Origin of the sequence: Vibrio aquaticus, assembly GCF_003970385.1 — a bacterium.
Lineage (GTDB): Bacteria > Pseudomonadota > Gammaproteobacteria > Enterobacterales > Vibrionaceae > Vibrio > Vibrio aquaticus.
The window spans coordinates 1,251,157-1,271,238 of the sequence record NZ_RXZH01000001.1 but is presented as its reverse complement, the minus strand read 5'-3'; the positions used below and the strand labels follow the sequence as shown (position 1 = coordinate 1,271,238).

The following is a 20,082-nucleotide window of genomic DNA, read 5'->3' as shown; positions in this document are numbered from 1 at the left end:
AAACACCATAGAGTTATACCGCACACTGTGCAAGAATAGCCCCGTTAAACAATAGTCAGAGATAGGATATGCCAAACAATAAGGTTCTCGTTCTATACGCTCATCCATCATCACACCGCTCAGAAGTAAACCAACATTTGTTGACTGCTGCGCAAAATATGGATGGCGTTACGGTTGTCGACTTGTACAAAGAGTACCCGACTTACCACATCAATATCGATAAAGAGCAGCAAAGGTTGGTCGAACATGACACCATTATCTTTCAGTTCCCGCTCTACTGGTATTCCACTCCGGCCATTCTTAAAGAGTGGCAAGATTTAGTTTTAGAATACGGCTTCGCTTATGGTAGTGAAGGTACCGCCCTTCATGGTAAAAACTTTTTCTGTTCACTCTCTGCCGGTGGTAAAGCCGATGCTTATCAAACCGATGGTTACAATCACTACACGATTCGAGAGTTACTCCATCCATTAGAGCAAATGGCAACTCTAACAGGTATGAGATACCTTGCGCCTTTCGCTCTGTTTGGGGCCCGTACCGCTCAAGAAGATGGTCGTGTAGACATACACGTAAACCAATGGCAGAAACTGTTGGAAGCCCTCGTCGCTGGCAATGTTAACTTTGACAAAGCAAGCCAAGTTGAAAAGCTTAATCACTACTTAGAAACACTGGATAACGAGGCAACGCAATGACCGGTTATTTCTTACAAGCATTTATCTATCTGGCCGCTGCCGTTATCGCCGTCCCTATCGCGAAACGTTTGGGGCTTGGTTCGGTACTCGGCTACCTCATTGCTGGTGTTATCATTGGCCCGATTATTGGCTTAGTCGGAGAAGAGACAACCACCATTCAACATTTCGCCGAATTTGGTGTGGTGATGATGCTATTTTTGGTTGGTCTTGAGCTTGAACCAAAGATGCTATGGGCCATGAGAAACCGTCTAATCGGTCTAGGTGGGCTTCAAGTTGGCGGGACCACCGCGATCGTCATGGGCATCGCGCTGTTTTTTGAGCAACCTTGGACGATTGCACTCGCCATCGGTTTGATCTTCGCGCTCTCTTCTACTGCGATTGTCTTACAAACGTTTAACGAGAAAGGACTTAGCAAAACCGAAGGCGGCCAGAATGCCTTTTCTGTGCTTCTGTTCCAAGATATTGCCGTCATTCCAATGCTAGCCTTCATCCCTCTTTTGGCGCTGCCTGAACTGGTTGAGCAAGCACAATCGGCGGTCAATGCAGCCTCAGACCATCATGACGAACTCAGCCTAGTTGCCGGCCTTCCTGGTTGGGCATATGGCATGGTGATCATTGCCTCAATCGTTGGCTTGGTTGTCGGTGGCCATTACCTAAGTCGCCCACTGTTTCGATTTGTCGCAAGTTCAGGCTTACGAGAAATCTTCACTGCGACCGCATTAATGCTGGTGGTTGGTATTGCTGCACTGATGAGCTTGGTTGGCCTTTCTCCTGCGCTCGGCACCTTCTTAGCAGGTGTTGTGCTAGCGAACAGTGAATTTCGTCATGAACTGGAATCCAACATCGACCCGTTCAAGGGGCTATTGTTAGGCTTGTTCTTTATTACCGTTGGTGCTGGCATCAATTTCGGTATTTTGTTTGATGATTTCGCTATGATCATCGGCCTCACGATTGGTGTGATGGCTCTGAAAGCGGGTGTACTTTATGTACTGGCGTTGATTTTCAAAATCCGTAACAGCAACCGCTGGTTGTTTACCCTAAGCTTGGCGCAAGCGGGTGAGTTTGGTTTTGTACTATTGAGCTTTACCGTTCAAAACCATGTTATTCCGCAAGATATCGCTCAAACGCTCTCACTCGTTGTTGCTCTTTCCATGTTCTTAACACCGGGTCTTTTCATTCTGTTTGATAAAGTGATCTTGCCAAGATTCCAGGATGCATCAAACGATCGCGAAGCGGATACGATTGAAGAGCAAGGCACAGTCATCATTGCCGGTATCGGGCGCTTTGGTCAGATCGTTAACCGTCTGTTGGTTGCCAATGGAGTGAAAACCGTCGTTCTGGATCAACAAGCAGCGCAAGTGGATGTTATGCGTCAAATCAACACCAAAGCCTACTTTGGTGATGCAAGTCGCCCAGATCTTCTGCATACCGCAGGGATCGAACATGCATCTATGATTGTGATTGCCATTGATAATCGAGAAACCTGTGTTGAGCTGACGAAGTATGTTAAGCACACCTACCCACAAGTGAAGGTCTTAGCCCGTGCTTTCGACCGAGGTCATGGCTATCTTCTTCGTCAAGCAGGCGCAGATATTATTGAGCTTGAAACGTACCATTCCGCACTTGAGCTTGGTTCTCATGCCATGCGCGAACTTGACTTCCATCCTTTCCATGTTGAGCGCCAAAAAGCGTCCTACAAGCGAGTGGAAGAGAAAAAGTCCGACTTTTTGTATAAAGCATGGGAAGACGATTCGGAAGGTGAACGCTTCGACAACAACTACCGTAAGTTGTTTATGCACCTAGAAGAGCAGATTAAGGTCGCGATGCAAGCTGATCGCAACGATCGACACGATTCCAGTGAACGCGGTTGGACGCCGCCACCAAAGGGTTATGCCGATCACATAAAAGAAGATTCATAGCTCAAGCTAAGAAGTTTCAATGATGACCCTTGAAAACTCAGTCACTGACCAAGATGTATGTGACACGCAACAATACCGAGGCTAAATAGCCTCGGTTTTCTTTAAACTCAAAACCCAAACAAGCCTCTGATTATGACTTCAACCACTCAAGACTCATCGCCTTCTCTTGGCAGACAACTCTACCAAATGACTTGGCCAATGCTGTTTGGCGTTCTTTCCATTATGAGTTTTCAGCTCATCGACAGTGCCTTTATTGGTCAGCTTGGGATCTTACCTCTTGCAGCACAAGGGTTCACATTGCCGATTCAGATGATCATTATTGGCCTTCAGGTTGGCCTTGGTATTGCGACAACCGCAGTGATCGCAAAGGCAATTGGCGCTGATGATATGCGCTATGCGAAACAGCTTGGTGGCTTGGTCATCGCAATGGGCAGCATTGGTGTTGCGCTGTTTTCTGTGCTGATTTACCTGCTTAGAGAACCGATTTTATCGATGCTTAGTGCGCCTGAAAGTGTCTTGCCAATCATCGATTCATATTGGATTTACTGGCTCATCAGTGCTTGGGTCGGCGCTGTACTCTACTTCTTTTACAGTGTCTGCCGTGCCAATGGTAATACCATGCTGCCAGGCACCATGATGATGGTGACGAGCTTACTGAACTTAGTGCTCGATCCTATCTTCATCTTCACTTTTGATATGGGTATTGACGGTGCCGCGATTGCGACCATCGTCGCTTTTGCTTTAGGTATCGTATTTGTTGCGCCAAAAGTCATCAATAAACAATGGATGAGCTTTGATTGGCACGACCTCAATATCGCGAAAAGTGTCAGCTCAATTGGTCACATCATGGGGCCAGCAATGATCAGCCAACTGCTGCCACCTCTTTCTTCCATGTTAGCGACTAAACTCCTTGCAGGGTATGGCACCGCTGCCGTTGCGGCTTGGGCGTTGGGCTCACGTTACGAATTTTTCGCGATTGTGTCAGTATTGGCGTTAACCATGTCGATGCCACCAATGGTCGGAAAACTCTTAGGTGCTAAAAACATCGAAGACATCCGAAAATTAGTCATCATCGCGGCTAAGTTTGTATTTGGCTTTCAGTTAGTCATCGCGGCACTGACATGGCTCACCTCGGAGCAACTCGCCTCGCTAATGACCAGCGAGCTAGAAGTCGAGATCATTCTTAACTATCACTTGCTAGTCGTTCCTTTCAGCTTGGGCCCACTAGGGATTTGTATGTTGATGGTGTCTATCAACAATGCTCTAGGTAAGTCTTACACGGCTTTAACAATTTCTGCACTGCGGCTGTTTGCTTTCTTCTTGCCATGTTTATGGCTTGGTGCAAAGTTAGGTGGCATTGAAGGGCTCTTCTGGGGGGCGTTTATTGGTAATATCTTTGCTGGGGTATGTGCTTGGTCTATGTATCAAAGAGCACTCGCTCAGGTAGAAAGAAAAATGCAACTCGCTTAATCGCAACCCGTTGCATTTTTATACAGCTCACGTTAGTCTGAACTTTCACCAGATTGGAATTTATATAATGAATACGTCGTTTACCTACCTTTGGCTTCTACTCCTTAATGCCTGTAGCCGGTAGGTAAACCTGTGCCTGGCTACGAGAAACGTAGCCAGCCCATTTCTCGTAGCCTTAACTCTCACAAGGAAACGAGATATGACCCAACAAACCGAGACACTTGCCCACCCCTCCCATTCCTCGAATAAGATCGGCATCTTGCTTGCGCTTGCTGGCTGCGTACTCTTTTCTGTTAAACCCGTTTTGATCAAAATCGCTTACCAATATGGCGGTGATGCGACATCGATCATGACGTTAAGAGCGTTCAGTTCTCTTCCCCTTTACTTCCTTGTGTTTGTCTACCTGTGCCGCTCAGTAGAGAACCGCGAAAAAGTCAGGTCGCACGGTCTGAAAGCCGCCGCAATTGGGGTGTTGGGTTATTACTGGGCGAGCTTTTTAGACATTGCTTCACTCGAATTTATTTCAGCACAATTAGAGCGCCTACTGATCTTCTTGTTCCCAACGTTTGTGGTGTTCATTAGTTGGTTCTTTTACGGACAAAAGCCGAACCGCTCAGTCATCGCCTCTACCTTGCTTGGTTATCTGGGGATCAGCTTCATTGTATTTCATGATGTGAGCACATTGGGCTCTGCGGTCATCACTGGTAGCGGCCTCGCCATCGCCTCTGCTCTGATTTTTGCGTTCTATTTAGTATGGAGCAAACCATTAATTGGCCACTTAGGCAGCTCTTTGTTTACCAGTATTGGCATGGGCAGTGCGGGCATTGCGATACTGATTCACCTTTCGCTCAGCAATTCTAACCCTGCATCATGGGGTTCAGAACTGGTGATGATTGGTGTACTGCTCGGCATATTTTGTACCGTTCTCCCTTCGTATTTAATTGCAGCCGCGATGGCAAGACTAACGCCCACGTCACTCAGCCTGACCAGTAATATCGGCCCTGCGGTCACCGCCATATTCGCTGTGGTGGTACTAGAAGAAGTGTTCACAATTTGGCATGCCTTAGGGCTAAGTTTAGTTGTAATGTCTGTTTGGGCGATTAACCAAAAGCGTGAAAGTCGCTAACAGATAACTCAATCATTCGACTTTATTGATTAGGAACGTCAAATAACTTAGATGATCTTAACTGGATAAAGTCGTATGATTCATGCCATCAATTTTTCAAGCACTTATACCATGACAAGCAGCACTCACCACCCGATTCAAGGCGCAAGCTGGATGCTCACAGCGGGCCTCGCTTTCGCGATCGTTAACAGCCTTGCGCAAATTGCCAGCATTAAATTTGGTCTCTCATCGACCACTGTCGCCTTAGTTCAATACGCCATTGCTTTGGTTGTTATCTTGCCGTACCTAAAAACCCTAGGGATCCGTCAATCCTTGCGTACTGAGCATTTGGGCATGCATGTTTTTCGAGTGTTCCTCTCGGTTATTGGGATTCAACTGTGGCTATGGGCGCTCGCTTATCCTGTGCCGATTTGGCAAGGGATCGCTTTGTTAATGACCTCACCTCTCTTCGCCACTGTTGGCTCTGGCTTGTTTTTAAAAGAAAAAGTGGGCCCAGCTCGTTGGTTCGCTACCCTATCAGGCTTTGTTGGTGCGATGATCATTTTGGAGCCTTGGTCTGACGATTTCACTTGGGCAACGCTATTACCGGTAGGCGCAGCGTTCTTCTGGGCCTGTTACTCACTCATGGTCAAAAAGCTCTCGTCCGATGACTCACCGTCGACAATGGTGGTTTATCTGTTGGTCTTGATTACCCCATTCAATATTTTGCTTGCTCTGCCAGACTGGCAAACGCCAACAGGTGGCACTATTTGGCTCATCCTGCTCGCAGCAGGTGCTATGACAGCTTTGGCGCAGTGGGCTATTGTTAAAGCCTATGCCGTGGCTGATGCTTCGTTTGTGCAACCTTTCGATCACGCCAAACTGCCACTGAACGTTTTGGCCGGTTGGCTCGTATTTAGCTGGGTTCCACCGGGTCGTTTATGGCTAGGCGCTGCCATCATTATTGCTTCTGTAGCGTTTATTACTCGTTGGGAAACAAAAAAGTCAAAATAGCTGAAAGATAATTCATCCTATGCCGTTCTAATTAGTCATAGGTCGTTAAGGGAGAGTAATCTATGACAAGTCCAATCAAATTGACGTTGTACCGCTGGGGCGGAAGTTGGGGTCCATTCAAAGTCAACATTCCTTGTGGAGAGTGTACCTTGACGAAAGATATTCTCAAAGATACCTTCGAGAATGAACTCGATGGTATTCCGATTGAATTAGAAGTCAAAGATTGGCTATCGCATTGGTGGGAGCCGCTAAAAGTTGGTGCTTGGCACGCACCGATTCTGCTGGTGGAAGGCAAGGTTGTCAGCCAAGGTGAAGCACTAAACCGTGGTGTATTGGTGCAATCCATCATTCAAGAATGGACAAAACGTGACACGTTAAAAGGCAATATTGTCTATGGCAAAGCGACCTGCCCTTACTGCGTAAAAGCGAAAAAGATCTTGGACGAGGCCGGTATCGAGTATGACTATTATGATGTCGTTAAAGACAGCGCCGCACTGTATCGTATGATCCCTGAAGTCAAAGCGCATATCGGCCAGAAAACGCCGGTGACGGTACCTCAGATTTGGTTGGATGGTCACTATATTGGTGGCGCAGACAACTTGAGTGCCTGGGTGGAAGAGAAAGGTCTGAATACCGTACCTGACAATGTAGTTTCTCTTTAGCAAAGTCCCTTCACACTATTCAAGACGAAAAAAGCCCCGCTTCAGTAGCGGGGCTTTTCTTGGCTATGTGTCGCTTGTTCGGGTTAGTTACCCAGCGAAAACCGAAAATTCCATTTCACTTTAGCGATTATTTAGATAGCTTCTTCATCATGCGTTTGATGAAAGATGCTTTCTTCGCTTTAGGCTTACCATACAATGCATCATGCATTGCTTGCTTTGCGATCATTTGACCAAGGTACGCGTTGCCTAATTCGTGATTCATGATTGTCTCCTCAAAAACAGGAGTGTGATTTTAGTCACATTTGAGACAAAAACAAGAATTAGATCACATTATGCGCGTTTTGGTTGTGTGTAAGTTTTACCTGCAAGTAGATACGTATCTTTGCGCTTCACATCGAACATCACATCAAAGAACCAAGCAACAAAACGAATCACGTCATCACCTTCGTCCATTACATGCTCGACAAACTCTTGCTCTTCACCTTGATCGTTTTCTTGGGTAGTCACATGGTAGATTCGTTTAGCGCCATCAACTTCTGCCAATGCAAATTGACCCGCTAGTGATTGCGCAGCTTCAGCGACGTCACTCTCTTGTGATGCTTTTAGTAGCTCAAGTGCTTGCGGTAGGTTTTCCGTCTCGCAAAGTGACTTTACCAGCGTTTCAAATTCTTTATGTTCCATCGTATTCATCTCGACATTTCAATTGCGGGCATTGTACCTGCAACGCACTCTCAAGCAAACTCTTGCTTTTCCTGAGTGCTCATGCGAGTCAAGATCAACACACTTGCCATGGCTGCGGCTGCAAACAGGTAAAACACCCCCATCGCCAGTTGACTGTCAATCCAATACTCAACCAAATAGCCACCGAATACACCCGCTAGGCACATTTGAATCGAGCCAGAAAGTGCCGACACAGAGCCCGCCTGACGCTTATGCGGCTCCAATAACATGCTGATCGAGAGTGGAAAAGAGATCCCTTGAGCAATGGTCAGCCATGTAAACGCCCACACTAAGTTGAACAAAGAAACCGGCATCACAATCAACCATAATCCAGCAAACATCATAATCCCAACGGCAAAACCGATCAGCTGATGAGTAGAGAGATATCGGTTCAATACATTCAGCAAGAGGCTTCCTATCATTAACCCTGCGGAAGGAATGATCATCACAGAGCCATATTCCGCCGCTGTTAAGCCAATTTGATGTTGTAAAATAAACGGCATCACTGAAAGGGACACTAGGCTAGCCAAGTAGCTGACCCAGTTATAACTGGCACTCGATAGAACCTGTTTGTTGGTTATCAAATGGCCATAGTTTTTAACGACTTTCGTGACCTGAAACTTGGATTTTCCGTAGCTCATCGTTTCGGGCAAAACACAATAACCCAACACGAAGATAGCCACCAAATAGGCCAGCACAAACACAAACACCGCTTCCCAGCCAAGGTAAAAAGCAAGCCACCCACCAATGACCGGTGCCACAATCGGCATGATCGAAGCTGTGACGGAAATATAAGAGAGCGCTTTGGTTAACTGATGACCTTCGTAACTGTCACGCAGTACACTTCGCCCTAGCACAGACGCACTACCCGCTCCCATACCTTGTAGTAAGCGCCCAGCCATTAAGGTCGCTAAACTTTCTGGATAGATGACACATATAACGGTCCCCACAAGGTAGATACCTTGACCAAGCATAAACACGGGTCGACGACCAATGGCGTCTGATAGAGGGCCATAAAATAGCTGTGACGCACCAAAACCAACCAAAAAGAGAGTCACTAACTGTTGGATGTCGGCTTGGCTCACATGCAAAGTTTCACTGATCATCGGTAACGCAGGCAAATAAATACTGACCCCAACCTGCCCGGTCGCAATGATCATCATAGCCAATAAGATAGGTGTTTTTTTCATCAAAGCTCCTTACTCAATAATCATGACAATCAGTGTATATTGCTTACTAATGAATGATAATATGAAAGATTGGAAAGGAATTACGTCTCAGCAGGAATCAATAAGGGTGTATTATGGATTGGATTCAAAGCGTACAGAGCTACATTCGAGTCGTTGATGAAGGCAGCTTCAATGGCGCAGCTCGTAAGCTCAATACCACCAGCTCAGCAATCAGCAAACGTATTCACTGGCTTGAAGAGCGAATAGGAGCACAGCTACTTAAACGCACAACTCGTTCGGTCACCCAAACTGAGGCGGGTGCGCTCTTCTACGAACGGGCAAAAGTACAACTTGAAGGTTGGCAGTCGATTGTTGATGAAACTCGCTCGGTTTCTGAAACCCCCGTCGGTCTACTTAAAATTGGTGCGACTTTGGCTGTAGGATCGAAGTTTTTGGTTCAATACCTTAATGATTTCCTGAAAATGTACCCTGACATTCGTATTCAGCTCATCACTACAAATCATGGGCAACTGCCCGAGTTGAGTTTAGACCTCTTCATTAGCCGCGAAATCGAGCAACTTAATTCACTCAGCTTTAAAGCGACACCTCTGTTTGAGCATCGAGCGGGATTTTATGCCTCTCCAGACTACATTGCTCAGCACGGAGAACCGACTAATGCCAAAGAACTAACCCAACACAACATGCTGGTATGGGGAGAAAGAACCCAGCGTGAAATCACACTCACGAATGGGGAAAAACTCAACCTGAACGGAAACTTTGCTACCACGAACCCAGAGGCGCTTTTCTACGCAGCCAAAAGTGGTATGGGAGTCATTGTCACCAATGATGTGATGATCAAAGAAGAACTAAAGAATGGAGCGCTCAGAAGAGTCTTACCAGATATAACTGCCGATGAAGCAACTGTTTATGCCTACTACCCTAAACTGGATTATCAGCACACTCGTACCAAACTGTTTCTCGACTACTTAAAACAGCGACTCTCTCAAGCCCAGTAACACGATTATTACTAAGCCATACCTACGAATTAAAATGGATTTTAATTTGAAATAATATGCATCACCTACCATATTTAGTTTGTAACACCAATGATTGATAAGTGACATAAGTCGCAATAATAAAGAGTTACTCGTATGGCTAGTGTAATCACAACATTCCCACATCTTAGTATCGATGTTCTAAGTAAGACATTGAGCATGAATGGGCAAGATCTACTCAATACCGCAACGTGTGAACTTCATCAGCTCACGCATTCGTTTTGTAGCTGCATTATCGAGTTGGATCAGTTCAGTCCTCGATCCGTATTGCTCGCCTCTGCCAGTGAACAAACCCTCAACCGTCAGCATCTGATGTCTCCCATTAACAGTGCAACATGGGCGTTAATCACTCAATCGAACCAAACCTATACCATTTGTCCCGACAGTGCGTCTAACAAGCACCCGAACGAACACTTCCTGCGTGATAATGACATTGAATCCTACATTGCCATTCACTTAAAAACAGAGCATGGAGAAACCTTAGGCGTCTTACTCTCTACCTTTAACTATGTCATTGGCCCCAAATTGGAAAAACAGCTGGTTGACTACCATGTTGTGTTTGCCAATATTGTCACACACAGCCTACGCTCGAAATGGCTTTCATCTCGGTCGGAAACCTTAGTCGATCAATTAAGCTATGAAGTTTCTCATGATAATTTAACCGGGCTTTTTAATCGCAGCTCTTTGTCGGACAAAATTGAACGACTTAACGAACTCAACACCGAAGAGTTTACGCTGGCTTACGTAGACATCGATAACTTTAAATCCATCAATGACCTTTATGGTAATTACATCGGTGACCAACTCATCAAGTTTGTCGCTAACATCATCAAAGAAACAGTCAAAGATAAGCAACTCGCTTTTCGAATCGCCGGAGACGAGTTCGCTTTCATTACGATATCAGGTGACCCATTTGAGGTTTGTCACAGCATCATTAGTAAGCTAGAACAGGGGTACCAAGATCCAGCGCACAACATTAAGTTTAGCGTCAGTATTGGATTGGCAAAAAGTACAGGCTCGAATGCGTCAACCGATCAAGTCATACTCAACGCAAGCCTTGCCTTAAAAGAATGTAAACATTCACAGCATATTAATGTCCAAAGCTATGACACACATCTGAGTGCGCAATACTACCGCCGCACCCTGATCATTGACGCACTGCGCAATGAATTGTCGAGAGAAAGCATTTCCGATGGTGAGATCTTTGTGGTTGCTCAACCCATTGTTGAGAAGAACAACAACCAATGGCTCTATTATGAAGTGCTTGCGCGTTGGCAAAGTTCTGCACTCGGTACCGTCACGCCATTCGAATTTATCGAAGCCGCGGAGCAATCAGGGCTGATCGTCGAACTGGGTGAGCGTATTGTCGAACTTGCCTGCAAAGCGAAAGTGACGTTAGAACAAGGATTAGGACACAAAGTAAAATTGGGGTTGAACTGTTCAGCGCATGAGATCAATAACTCTGAACGCTATTTGGAACACCTCATCTCTTCCATTGAACGTTATAATTTCTCACCAAAAGAGTTCACCATTGAGCTCACCGAAACCGTGCTTCTTTCGCAAACGGATGAGGTTAAACAATTACTGACTAAACTGCGTCAGTTAGGATTTACGGTCGCGTTGGATGACTTTGGTACTGGTTACTCGAGTCTTAACTATATTCATAGTTACCCTATCGACTGTATAAAAATCGATGCGACCTTCGTTCAAAACATGGTTAACAACACCACCTCAGAGCGGGTGGTCTGGTTGATTATTCAATTGGCGAAACAGTTAGACCTGAAGCTGATTGCCGAAGGCGTAGAAACACAAGAAGCGCTAGAGAAGCTCTACTCGATGGGGTGCAACATGATCCAAGGGTACTACTTCTCTAGGCCAGAAACCCCAGAAAGGTTAATACAGCAAAACTTTACACGATTGGAACAACTGCAAGTCTCTAATGGGTAGAGACTTGCAGGTTTAAAATGGCACTTCGACCTGCATCATGACATCCCCTTCACGCTGGTCATGCCAACGATAGTCTACACGCATCCTTGGCTGGCCAGTGTTCATATCACCGAACCCTAAACTTAGCTGTAAACCGTGACTACGGATCCACTCTTCTGTGTCCATCGAAGCTAGCTCGTCTTCCAGTTCACTCGGAACCCAAACACCAAGCCCAATATAATTAGAGGCTAAGCTTTTGCTTAAAATAGGGCTAGCCTCATTGTCGAGTAGCCAGTCTGACCAGTACGAAGCGTAATCGGTCGACTCTTCGAGTACATAGTGGCTAATCGTATCAATCGACTTAGCGGTATAGCCGATGCTGTCCATAAACGAAAAACAGACGCCTTGATCAACAACAACTGATTGAGAAGCGGATTCCTTGCCATACATCTCACACGCATTAGAAAAGGAAGACATCAACAAAGTCCCCCATATCAATCCGTATTTTGACATTCACACCTCTTATATATCGCACGCTTAACTGTTTAATAATACTCTTTTTCGGCAAGTTTGCGAGATACTTTAGGTGTTGTTAGTTCAAAAATTGGTTTTTTATCAATAAGGGCATTGCGGATATCAGTACTTCTCACTTGAACCTTTTCTGGGCAGCTAAGCACCGACCAACGGCTCAAGATTTCTTCAGCCTTGTAAAACTTTGAAAAGCTGAACAAATTATCTGGCCCCATTACAAATGTCAGTTCTGAGTCCGGGTAAAACTGCTCTAACGCCTCCAAAACCGCAAACGTCGTGACACTTTCACCCGGTTGATGCAATTGTTCTTCAATTTGGCAACGTTCAACATTGCTCACGTCCAAATCGTCGATAAACAGGTCTACCAATTCGCAACGGATCGCGTAATCCAGCATATTTTTGCCCCAAGCGTGAGCAATACTTGGCAACAAAAGCACCGTATCGAAATGGCTGAGTGACTCGATAACACTTTTGTGGCCTAAACTTGGTGGGTTAAATGCGCTTCCAAAGATGGCGATTTTGTTCATTGTTGCTCTTCACTGTTAGGGAAAACCGCGATCGCAGTTTTCTAATTTGTTGATTGAGGTATGATATAGCAAAGGTGACTTTATCACGTTTACTTCAGCGTAATAAAACTCGGTTGAGGTAGCCCCGCTAAAGTTACCAATTTAGAACTTTCATTTTCAACTAAATTGCTTGCAGGAAGGAAACATAATGGAACAGTTGATTCGCGATGAGATGCGCGTACTGCCATCGATTGACCCGCATTTCGAAATTACTCGTCGCGTAGACTTTATTAAGCGTAAGCTTCAAGAATCAGGATGTAAATCATTGGTACTTGGGATCAGCGGTGGTGTTGACTCCACAACGTGTGGACGATTAGCGCAACTGGCCGTCAACCAACTCAATGAACAAAGCAACGGAAGCTACCAATTTATCGCCGTTCGCCTCCCTTACGGTGAGCAAAAAGATGAAGATGAAGCTCAGCTAGCACTGCAATTCATTCAGCCTTCTCACTCTGTATCAGTGAACATCCAAGCAGGCGTTGATGGACTACACGCGGCAAGCCACATTGCTTTAGAAGGCACCCATCTTCTGCCCACTGACAAAGCAAAAGTAGACTTTGTTAAAGGCAACGTAAAAGCTCGCGCTCGTATGGTCGCACAATATGAAATCGCCGGTTATGTCGGTGGCTTGGTGATTGGTACCGACCATTCAGCAGAAAACATCACAGGCTTCTACACCAAATTTGGCGACGGTGCGTGTGACCTTGCACCTCTTTTTGGTCTGAGCAAACGCCAAGTACGCGAACTGGCTGCAACTCTAGGTGCACCTGAACAGTTAGTGAAAAAAGTGCCAACAGCGGATCTAGAAGAGTTGGATCCTCAAAAAGCCGATGAAGATGCGCTTAACCTGACGTATGAGCAAATCGATGACTTTCTAGAAGGTAAACCGGTTTCACAAGATGTCGCCGATCGCTTAGTTCATATCTACAAAGTGACCCAGCATAAACGTCAACCGATTCCGACAATCTACGATTAAGTCTCTCAGAGGCTCTATGGTCACGTAGAGCCTCTTACTCTCCCCGCCCCTTTAAATTTTTCACTTAAGCCTGACACTAACGCGCCCCTAAGCTGCAAAAATCCGCTCAAAAGGTCAGCATTTCCTAGCTACTCTCGCTATTTTTCACTAAACTGTAGCCTTAAGTTCTCGATCTTTTCATATAGGCAACGCTTAGCGCCTATTTCCTTCTTCGCATTTTATATTTCGACATGAACTAGTGTATTAAGATATGGAACAAGATAAATTTACGAATATTTATCGATTACCTACGGCCGTACAGATCAGAATTGGAAAGTGGCAACAGAGCTTTAATGGCACTTCTGATCTAGTGATGCACCAAGCAATCGATGTGAGAAATAAGCAATATCGTCAACCCAATTTCTTTCCTTCTGGTTGGAGTGTTCAACTGTTCGATAAGAATGACATTTCTATCACTCATCACGGAAAATACATTCAAACAGCGATGCGCACCATGCTTGATCGCAAGGTGTCTTACAAGCGTATTTACTTATCGCGCTTACCTTTAGAGCAAGCTGAACCAGCCATTCTAGCGTTTAAACTTGAGTGGATTTCTAAGCACAATCGTGTAGCAAAAAAATATAACCAAATCAAAAAGAAACAGTTCATTCGTTTTGCAATGGAAGAGGTTGAAACGCTCTACCCTTCGATTCCAAAAGGTGAGTTTGACGTCCAACTATGGAATAAGTTGGTTGTTTCTGAGATCGGTAGCCCTAAGAAATTCGACAACCCTTATTTTGTCAAAAAGGCACAAGTTTAAGGTCTAACCACCAGATTCACGCGCATTAAAAAGGGGCTTGAAAGGCCCCTTTTCATTTTTGCAAATACTAGTAACGGCTTAACAGCTCTTTATAGCGGCTGTTTCCCGATTCATCTTCTTGTTTTAACAACTCCAAACCTTTTTGCAGCTTTTCAACCACCGCTTTATCGGTCTCTCGATTAACAGCAAAATACACATTTCCCTCTTGAATCGTATAAACAGGCTCAAACAGGGTTGGGTCGACTCCCGCCTGTCGCGACCACCAATAGGCCGCACGTTCAGAGTAAACCAATAGATCAATTCGTTTTTTCATCAATTGCTCTGCAAGAATGGTGACATAAGAGGCTTCTTGCATCGAATCACGCGGGACACCCAATGACAACAAGCTTTGCTCACCGATGTCATCTCTTATCACACCAATTTTATAGTTGGCCATATCAAGCGGATGATTGATTTTTATTTGAGAGTCTTTGCGTGCCAGAACCACCACCTTGATGTCAGCAATCGGTCCGACCCAATCAAATAGCTCTTCTCTATGGCTTGAACGCGTGGTTGAAAATAGGATGGAGTTTTTGTGAGTCAACACCGTTCGATAGGACCGTGCCCATGGCTGTAAGGTCACTTGAGAAATTGTCACTGGCTCTCCAACCAGCGCGCTCGCCTCCATGAGTATGTCAACCGCATACCCCGTGATTTTGTTGTCTTGGAGGAAATTCGCGGGCGGGTAACTTTCTGTATAAAACGATATCTCTCGTAAATCGTTATTCGAAGAGTGAGCAAACGCGCTCAAACAGAAGGTCAACCCAACCAACATTACAAATACAATGCGTAAAGACATACACCGATTCACAATACTCTCCCCTTAGTCGCAACCTACTATTAAAGTTAGTTCACACTGGCTAAGTTCTAAAGGGAGAAACGTAAAATTATATTAGCCCGTTTCGACTTAGGCCTCTTTTTACGCTGGTACACATCTTTCCAAACCGTCGAATTTCATCAAACTGCGGCATAACACCTCTGTCTAAGGCGGACTCCCAATACATGAGCTCAGAATCAACCATTTCCAACAATTTTTTGGGGCACCCAACACAGCTTCCTTTCGCACCACAGACAAACGTGTCCGATTCATAAAGAGGCAGTGTGCTTTTCACTTGTTCGATAATATCGCGCATTGCCGTTGCTCTATCTGGCTTTCTTAGTGTTTCCAATGTTGTTGCTCACTCGGTTAGGGGGCGTGATTATAGATCGTCAACCTAACTTGCCAATACCCATAAAGAGTAAGCGGTTTAATTTTATACTTTTACCCTGCGATACACTGGCCAACTCGGTGCTTTCGCTACCAGATAAACCGCCAAGGCCGCCAGCAGAAATCCACCAATGCCTAGCATATCAAATGACTCATCGAACATTAGCCAGGCTTGAATCGCGGTAACAGGAGGAACCAAGTAAAACACCGACGCCACTTGAGCAGATGCCCCCTTCTCAACCATGAAAAGTAACAGTAATACCGCCACGCATGAAAGAACAACAACCAGCCAAATTAGCGTCAGGGTAAACGGTAGATTCCATGTCACCTGCATGGTCTCGAACGTCAATGCGTAAGGAAGAAATAGCCCAGCAGCGGCAAAGTACTGAACCGCAGCGCTACCCACCATATCAACACCTTGGCAATACTTTTTCTGATAGAGCGTGCCAAGCGTAATCCCCACTAGTGACATCAAACAAAGGGTGACTGCCGCCCACTGATGCTGATCATTCTGCCACTCTACCTTCCCCATCAACACCAACGATATCCCGATAAAGCCGATGACTAAACCCATCCATTGCGACGGCTTAAAGGCATGCTGAGTAAATGACACTAATAGTAAGGCGGTTAAGATTGGCTGCAATCCGACCAAGAGTGAAGTTAAGCCTGCAGGCATGCCCAAATCAATCGCGAGGTATGTTCCGCCAAGGTAAAAGCCATGAATGAGTACTCCCACCACCGCACTGTGAAATAATGCCCGCCCTTGAGGGATACGTCGCCTGAATAAAGCGATTAATACGAGAAACAGGCACACATTCGCCATCATTCTGATGCTAAGCAGCGTTGCGGGCTCAGCATATTGCAATCCAAATCGAGCCCCAACAAAGCCAGATGCCCAAAGCAATACGAACACAAACGGGACACATCGAACAAACATAGAATTTCCTCTGGCTTTTTTCCTTTCAGTAGCGTTACTTTAATAGGAACAGAAAAACTCAAAAGGCACAGATAAGGGTTATTTTTAGGGTACAGAATATGAACTCACACAATAAATATCTGATGGCCGAACATTTCATCAAGCAACAACTGGATGAAGGACGACTCGTTGTCGAGGAAAAACTGCCTTCGATTCGGTCGCTCAGTCATCAACTTAATGTCAGTAAAAATACGGTGATTCGCGCCTATCAAGAACTTGAAGCGCAAGGTGTGGTTTATTCTGTTCCTAAGTCGGGGTATCGCGTTCGTTCTGATGATGAAACAATAAAACCGTTGCTTGAGCCAAGCAGTGTCGATCTATTATCTGTTTGCAAAGAAGTACTGACACATTCGCAAGAGAAAGAATGGTTAGCGACCGGCTCCGCTCACCCTTTCATTGACACCAATGCCATTAAAAGTCTGTACGCTGAAATTGGTCGGCACAGTCGCCGACAAGCAAATCTCCCTAGTCATTATCAACTTCCCCCTGGCAACGACCAATTAATCAAGCATCTGCGGAAAATTAGTCAAGACCTCGAGGTCAATGTCGCGACGAATGAAATAGCGATCACCCACGGCGCTCAGCAAGCGATCAGCCTCGCACTTAGGGCCATCACCCAACCTGGCGACATTATCGCGGTTGAGTCTCCCTGCTATTTTGGCAACCTATTGTTAATGCAATCACTGAGCTTAAAAGTGGTTGAAATCCAAAGCTGCCCGAAGAGTGGTATTGAGCCTATTGCTCTAAAAGAAGCCCTTGAGACATGGGACATCAAAGCGATACTCGTTACCCCTAATTTCACCAACCCCACAGGCGCGCGAATGCCACTTCACAAGAGGTTAAAGCTGTTAGAAGTAACCCAGAATATTCCCATTATTGAAGATGATGTGTTTGGCGCTTTGGCATTCGATGATGGCATTGCTCCCTTAAAGTCACTCGATAAGCAAAATCGTGTCATCTACGTGAACTCCCTTTCTAAGATGCTCGACTCTCGGCTTAGAATCGGTTGGATTTGTGCTGGCCAATATCAAGCAAAAGTTGAGAAGTTTCTCCTGTGTGACAACATGGGCAGCCTCAACCTTATGCAATCGGCCGTAGGTGAATTTTTAGGTAGCGGTAAATACAGACCGCACGTACAAAAAATGCAGCGACTGTACCAAGCCAATTTGAAGTTATTTCACCACCATCTTACCCAGTCACTTAACCAATATCCTGAGCTAGTCGGCCAGTATCATGCCGTCATGCCTCAAGGATCATTTCTCTTGTGGCTAATGCTACCAAGTAAGTTAGACAGCTGGGCGGTCTATAAGGCACTTAAAGACCATCAAATCAGCACCTTACCCGGAACCCTTTTTGGCACGTCAGGGCAGTATAAGAATTGTATTCGGTTCAGCTGTTCGAACTTTCTAGCAAATTCAGAATGGAAAACGGGAGTTGAAAAACTGGCTTCGATTATTCATCATCAACTGACCACTCAATAACAGGACACATTATGACAGCAGCAATTCAGGATGTTTTAGATTTTTGGTTCAACGAGTTAGAACCGAAAGATTGGTTTGTCAGTAGTCAAGACGTGGATAAGACCATTTCAGAGAGGTTTGGTTCGTTGCTAGAGAGCGCCGCCAAAAGTGAGCTGTTTGCTTGGCGTTCAACGGCACAAGGACGCTTAGCTGAAATCATCGTTTTAGACCAGTTTTCTCGCAATGTTTATCGCAACACTCCTCAAGCATTTGCTCAAGATCCTCTCGCATTAGCACTGGCTCAAGAAGCCATCGCAAGAGGTGCAGACAAAGAATTGAGCAAGCAAGAACGATCCTTTTTGTATATGCCTTATATGCACAGCGAATCGGCCTTGATTCATCAACAAGCCGTTACGTTGTTCAACCAACCCGGTTTAGAAAACAACTATGACTTTGAACTAAAACATAAGGTGATCATCGACCGTTTTGGCCGCTACCCGCACCGTAACGCGATTCTTGGTCGTGAAAGCAGTGCAGAAGAAACCGAATTTCTGACTCAGCCTGGCTCGGGATTCTAAGCCACCCGATAAACAGTCGCAGCGCACGGATTAAGCACTTAATAGCTGCGGCTTACAAACTCAACTTCATTCACGTAATGTAACTTGTTGGTGTAAGACGCAAGGGCGTACATCACATTTGCCAGTAGATTGGAATAGCGGAACAAAATATCGGCGGGTGACTTTTTGCCTGAGTGTTCTACTGCAACCAGCGCTCGAACAATCTTCTTCGCTTGGGTACGACACAAATGCAACTCTGCAGAAATAGGGTGACCACCGGGTAAAACAAAGCCGCGAAATCCCCCTTCTAATCGTTCACGAAGCACGTTGTAGTCTTGATAAAGTTCTTGTAACTGATCTTCATCAATAGCTAACTTTCCTCTTACTGAACCGTTTAAGTGATAAACGTTCGGTTGAACACGACTTAAGATGTCTTTCGACAACTCATCCAACTCCATCGTGAGCACAAGCCCTATTCGACTACACAATTCGTCTGCGGCGATTTCAAAATCGCACACAGGGCTATCTTCGTAGATAAACGGGTAACAGATTTCACCGTGATCTTTACTAACTGGTCGCATTGTCGTTCCTTGGAATAATCGCTAGATAGGAATAAAGGAGCACATAGGCTCCTCTAAACATTACTCGAAACAGAGAATATCTGCTATTCCAACGGCAAATCAATCATTACGCGTTAGAGACTTTCTTATGACCTTCTTGTAGGTGAACGAAATCAACCAGATCATCCCCTGACACCTGATAAGCTTGACCAAAACCTTTTACAAATAGGCCTTGTTCTGCTTTTAGGTTGAATAAAACGAAATCTTGAAGCTGGCTAAGACCTTCTATGATCTCACCGAAGCGTTCTTGCATTTGACCAACCACTTGTTGCCATTGCTCTGACTCTCGTTCAACGACGTTTGCTACCGCATCAAAGGTTAGGCGCTTACGAGCAAAAAGCTGTTTTGAGCTTTCTTCATCTTCAATCATCATGATCGAGACGTTGGGGTTCACTTGTAAATTGCGAGCGTGGCGGGCAATTTCAGAGATCAATACGAAATAGCCATCTTGATTTTGTACGTACGGCGCGTAGCTAACATTTGGGCGACCGTTTTCATCAACCGTCGCAAGCTGTAGCGTGCGGCGCTCCTGACGAAACTCTTTTATTTCAGGCCCTAATCGACCTTGAAGACGCTCTTGCTTGACTTGTTGATCCATGATGATTCTCCTAATTCTCTTATC

General features: G+C 45.4%; 22 protein-coding genes. 12 read left to right on the top strand and 10 right to left on the bottom strand.

The features are described from left to right. Positions 1-68: 68 nt before the first annotated feature. The 6 genes from EJ063_RS05455 (at position 69) to EJ063_RS05430 (ending at position 6,859) form a co-directional block, all read left to right on the top strand. Positions 69-689: an NAD(P)H-dependent oxidoreductase gene (locus tag EJ063_RS05455; protein WP_126572979.1), complete on the top strand. Its 621-nt coding sequence runs from the start codon at positions 69-71 to the stop codon at positions 687-689. Next, the gene (locus tag EJ063_RS05450; RefSeq protein WP_126572978.1) at positions 686-2,608 is read left to right on the top strand and encodes a monovalent cation:proton antiporter-2 (CPA2) family protein; all 1,923 of its coding nucleotides are present in this window, start codon (positions 686-688) and stop codon (positions 2,606-2,608) included. The genes EJ063_RS05455 and EJ063_RS05450 overlap by 4 nt, the downstream gene beginning before the upstream one ends. Positions 2,609-2,740: 132 nt before the next feature. Then, positions 2,741-4,078 carry an MATE family efflux transporter gene (locus EJ063_RS05445; RefSeq protein WP_126572977.1) on the top strand — a complete coding sequence of 446 codons (1,338 nt, stop codon included), beginning with the start codon at positions 2,741-2,743 and terminating at the stop codon, positions 4,076-4,078. 199 nt (positions 4,079-4,277) lie between these two features. Continuing rightward, complete coding sequence (locus tag EJ063_RS05440; RefSeq protein ID WP_126572976.1) at positions 4,278-5,204, top strand: DMT family transporter; 927 nt, start codon at positions 4,278-4,280, stop codon at positions 5,202-5,204. Between the two features lie 111 nt (positions 5,205-5,315). Continuing rightward, on the top strand, positions 5,316-6,197 hold the full coding sequence (locus tag EJ063_RS05435) for a DMT family transporter (protein ID WP_126572975.1): 882 nt from the start codon (positions 5,316-5,318) through the stop codon (positions 6,195-6,197). A 62-nt stretch (positions 6,198-6,259) separates the two neighbouring features. Beyond that, a complete protein-coding gene (locus EJ063_RS05430) occupies positions 6,260-6,859 on the top strand; it encodes a glutaredoxin domain-containing protein (RefSeq protein ID WP_126572974.1) in 600 nt (199 codons plus the stop codon). A gap of 127 nt (positions 6,860-6,986) precedes the next feature. Here the strand turns inward: EJ063_RS05430 and EJ063_RS21315 are convergent, their stop codons facing one another. From EJ063_RS21315 to EJ063_RS05420, 3 genes are all read right to left on the bottom strand, one after another. After that, on the bottom strand, positions 6,987-7,121 hold the full coding sequence (locus EJ063_RS21315; protein ID WP_279630370.1) for a hypothetical protein: 135 nt from the start codon (positions 7,119-7,121) through the stop codon (positions 6,987-6,989). A 68-nt stretch (positions 7,122-7,189) separates the two neighbouring features. Beyond that, a complete protein-coding gene (locus tag EJ063_RS05425; protein ID WP_126572973.1) occupies positions 7,190-7,540 on the bottom strand; it encodes a hypothetical protein in 351 nt (116 codons plus the stop codon). 50 nt (positions 7,541-7,590) lie between these two features. Beyond that, complete coding sequence (locus EJ063_RS05420; protein ID WP_126572972.1) at positions 7,591-8,769, bottom strand: multidrug effflux MFS transporter; 1,179 nt, start codon at positions 8,767-8,769, stop codon at positions 7,591-7,593. 113 nt (positions 8,770-8,882) lie between these two features. On the opposite strand from EJ063_RS05420, the gene EJ063_RS05415 reads away from it, so the two are divergent. Beyond that, on the top strand, positions 8,883-9,764 hold the full coding sequence (locus EJ063_RS05415; RefSeq protein ID WP_126572971.1) for a LysR family transcriptional regulator: 882 nt from the start codon (positions 8,883-8,885) through the stop codon (positions 9,762-9,764). 135 nt (positions 9,765-9,899) lie between these two features. Next, positions 9,900-11,750: a putative bifunctional diguanylate cyclase/phosphodiesterase gene (locus tag EJ063_RS05410; protein WP_244225140.1), complete on the top strand. Its 1,851-nt coding sequence runs from the start codon at positions 9,900-9,902 to the stop codon at positions 11,748-11,750. A 12-nt stretch (positions 11,751-11,762) separates the two neighbouring features. Here EJ063_RS05410 and EJ063_RS05405 read toward each other — a convergent pair whose 3' ends face one another. Together EJ063_RS05405 and EJ063_RS05400 are read right to left on the bottom strand one after the other, a co-directional pair. Continuing rightward, positions 11,763-12,242: a hypothetical protein gene (locus EJ063_RS05405; RefSeq protein WP_126572970.1), complete on the bottom strand. Its 480-nt coding sequence runs from the start codon at positions 12,240-12,242 to the stop codon at positions 11,763-11,765. A gap of 32 nt (positions 12,243-12,274) precedes the next feature. After that, positions 12,275-12,787 (bottom strand): nicotinate-nicotinamide nucleotide adenylyltransferase, encoded by a 513-nt coding sequence (locus EJ063_RS05400; protein ID WP_126572969.1) that lies wholly within the window; start codon positions 12,785-12,787, stop codon positions 12,275-12,277. 187 nt (positions 12,788-12,974) lie between these two features. Here EJ063_RS05400 and nadE point away from each other — a divergent pair, with 187 nt between their 5' ends. Both nadE and EJ063_RS05390 read left to right on the top strand, forming a co-directional pair. Further along, positions 12,975-13,802 carry an NAD(+) synthase gene (gene nadE / locus EJ063_RS05395; protein ID WP_126572968.1) on the top strand — a complete coding sequence of 276 codons (828 nt, stop codon included), beginning with the start codon at positions 12,975-12,977 and terminating at the stop codon, positions 13,800-13,802. 250 nt (positions 13,803-14,052) lie between these two features. Then, positions 14,053-14,601, top strand: coding sequence for an MSHA operon transcriptional regulator (locus EJ063_RS05390; protein ID WP_126572967.1), 549 nt, complete (start codon positions 14,053-14,055; stop codon positions 14,599-14,601). 67 nt (positions 14,602-14,668) lie between these two features. On the opposite strand, the gene EJ063_RS05385 is transcribed toward EJ063_RS05390, so the two are convergent. The 3 genes from EJ063_RS05385 to EJ063_RS05375 all read right to left on the bottom strand — a co-directional run bounded on the left by EJ063_RS05385 (position 14,669) and on the right by EJ063_RS05375 (position 16,784). Next, a complete protein-coding gene (locus tag EJ063_RS05385; protein WP_126572966.1) occupies positions 14,669-15,439 on the bottom strand; it encodes a substrate-binding periplasmic protein in 771 nt (256 codons plus the stop codon). Positions 15,440-15,527: 88 nt separating this feature from the next. Further along, positions 15,528-15,773: a hypothetical protein gene (locus EJ063_RS21240; RefSeq protein ID WP_126572965.1), complete on the bottom strand. Its 246-nt coding sequence runs from the start codon at positions 15,771-15,773 to the stop codon at positions 15,528-15,530. A gap of 120 nt (positions 15,774-15,893) precedes the next feature. Then, a complete protein-coding gene (locus tag EJ063_RS05375) occupies positions 15,894-16,784 on the bottom strand; it encodes a DMT family transporter (protein WP_126572964.1) in 891 nt (296 codons plus the stop codon). A 98-nt stretch (positions 16,785-16,882) separates the two neighbouring features. Between EJ063_RS05375 and EJ063_RS05370 the strand changes: the two genes are divergently transcribed. Both EJ063_RS05370 and EJ063_RS05365 read left to right on the top strand, forming a co-directional pair. Beyond that, positions 16,883-18,304 carry an aminotransferase-like domain-containing protein gene (locus tag EJ063_RS05370; protein ID WP_126572963.1) on the top strand — a complete coding sequence of 474 codons (1,422 nt, stop codon included), beginning with the start codon at positions 16,883-16,885 and terminating at the stop codon, positions 18,302-18,304. Positions 18,305-18,315: 11 nt separating this feature from the next. After that, positions 18,316-18,861, top strand: coding sequence for a DUF924 family protein (locus EJ063_RS05365; protein WP_126572962.1), 546 nt, complete (start codon positions 18,316-18,318; stop codon positions 18,859-18,861). A gap of 38 nt (positions 18,862-18,899) precedes the next feature. Here EJ063_RS05365 and EJ063_RS05360 read toward each other — a convergent pair whose 3' ends face one another. Both EJ063_RS05360 and hutZ read right to left on the bottom strand, forming a co-directional pair. Then, on the bottom strand, positions 18,900-19,421 hold the full coding sequence (locus EJ063_RS05360) for an ATP:cob(I)alamin adenosyltransferase (protein WP_126572961.1): 522 nt from the start codon (positions 19,419-19,421) through the stop codon (positions 18,900-18,902). A gap of 106 nt (positions 19,422-19,527) precedes the next feature. Next, the gene (hutZ, locus tag EJ063_RS05355; RefSeq protein WP_126572960.1) at positions 19,528-20,058 is read right to left on the bottom strand and encodes a heme utilization protein HutZ; all 531 of its coding nucleotides are present in this window, start codon (positions 20,056-20,058) and stop codon (positions 19,528-19,530) included. Positions 20,059-20,082: the final 24 nt, after the last annotated feature.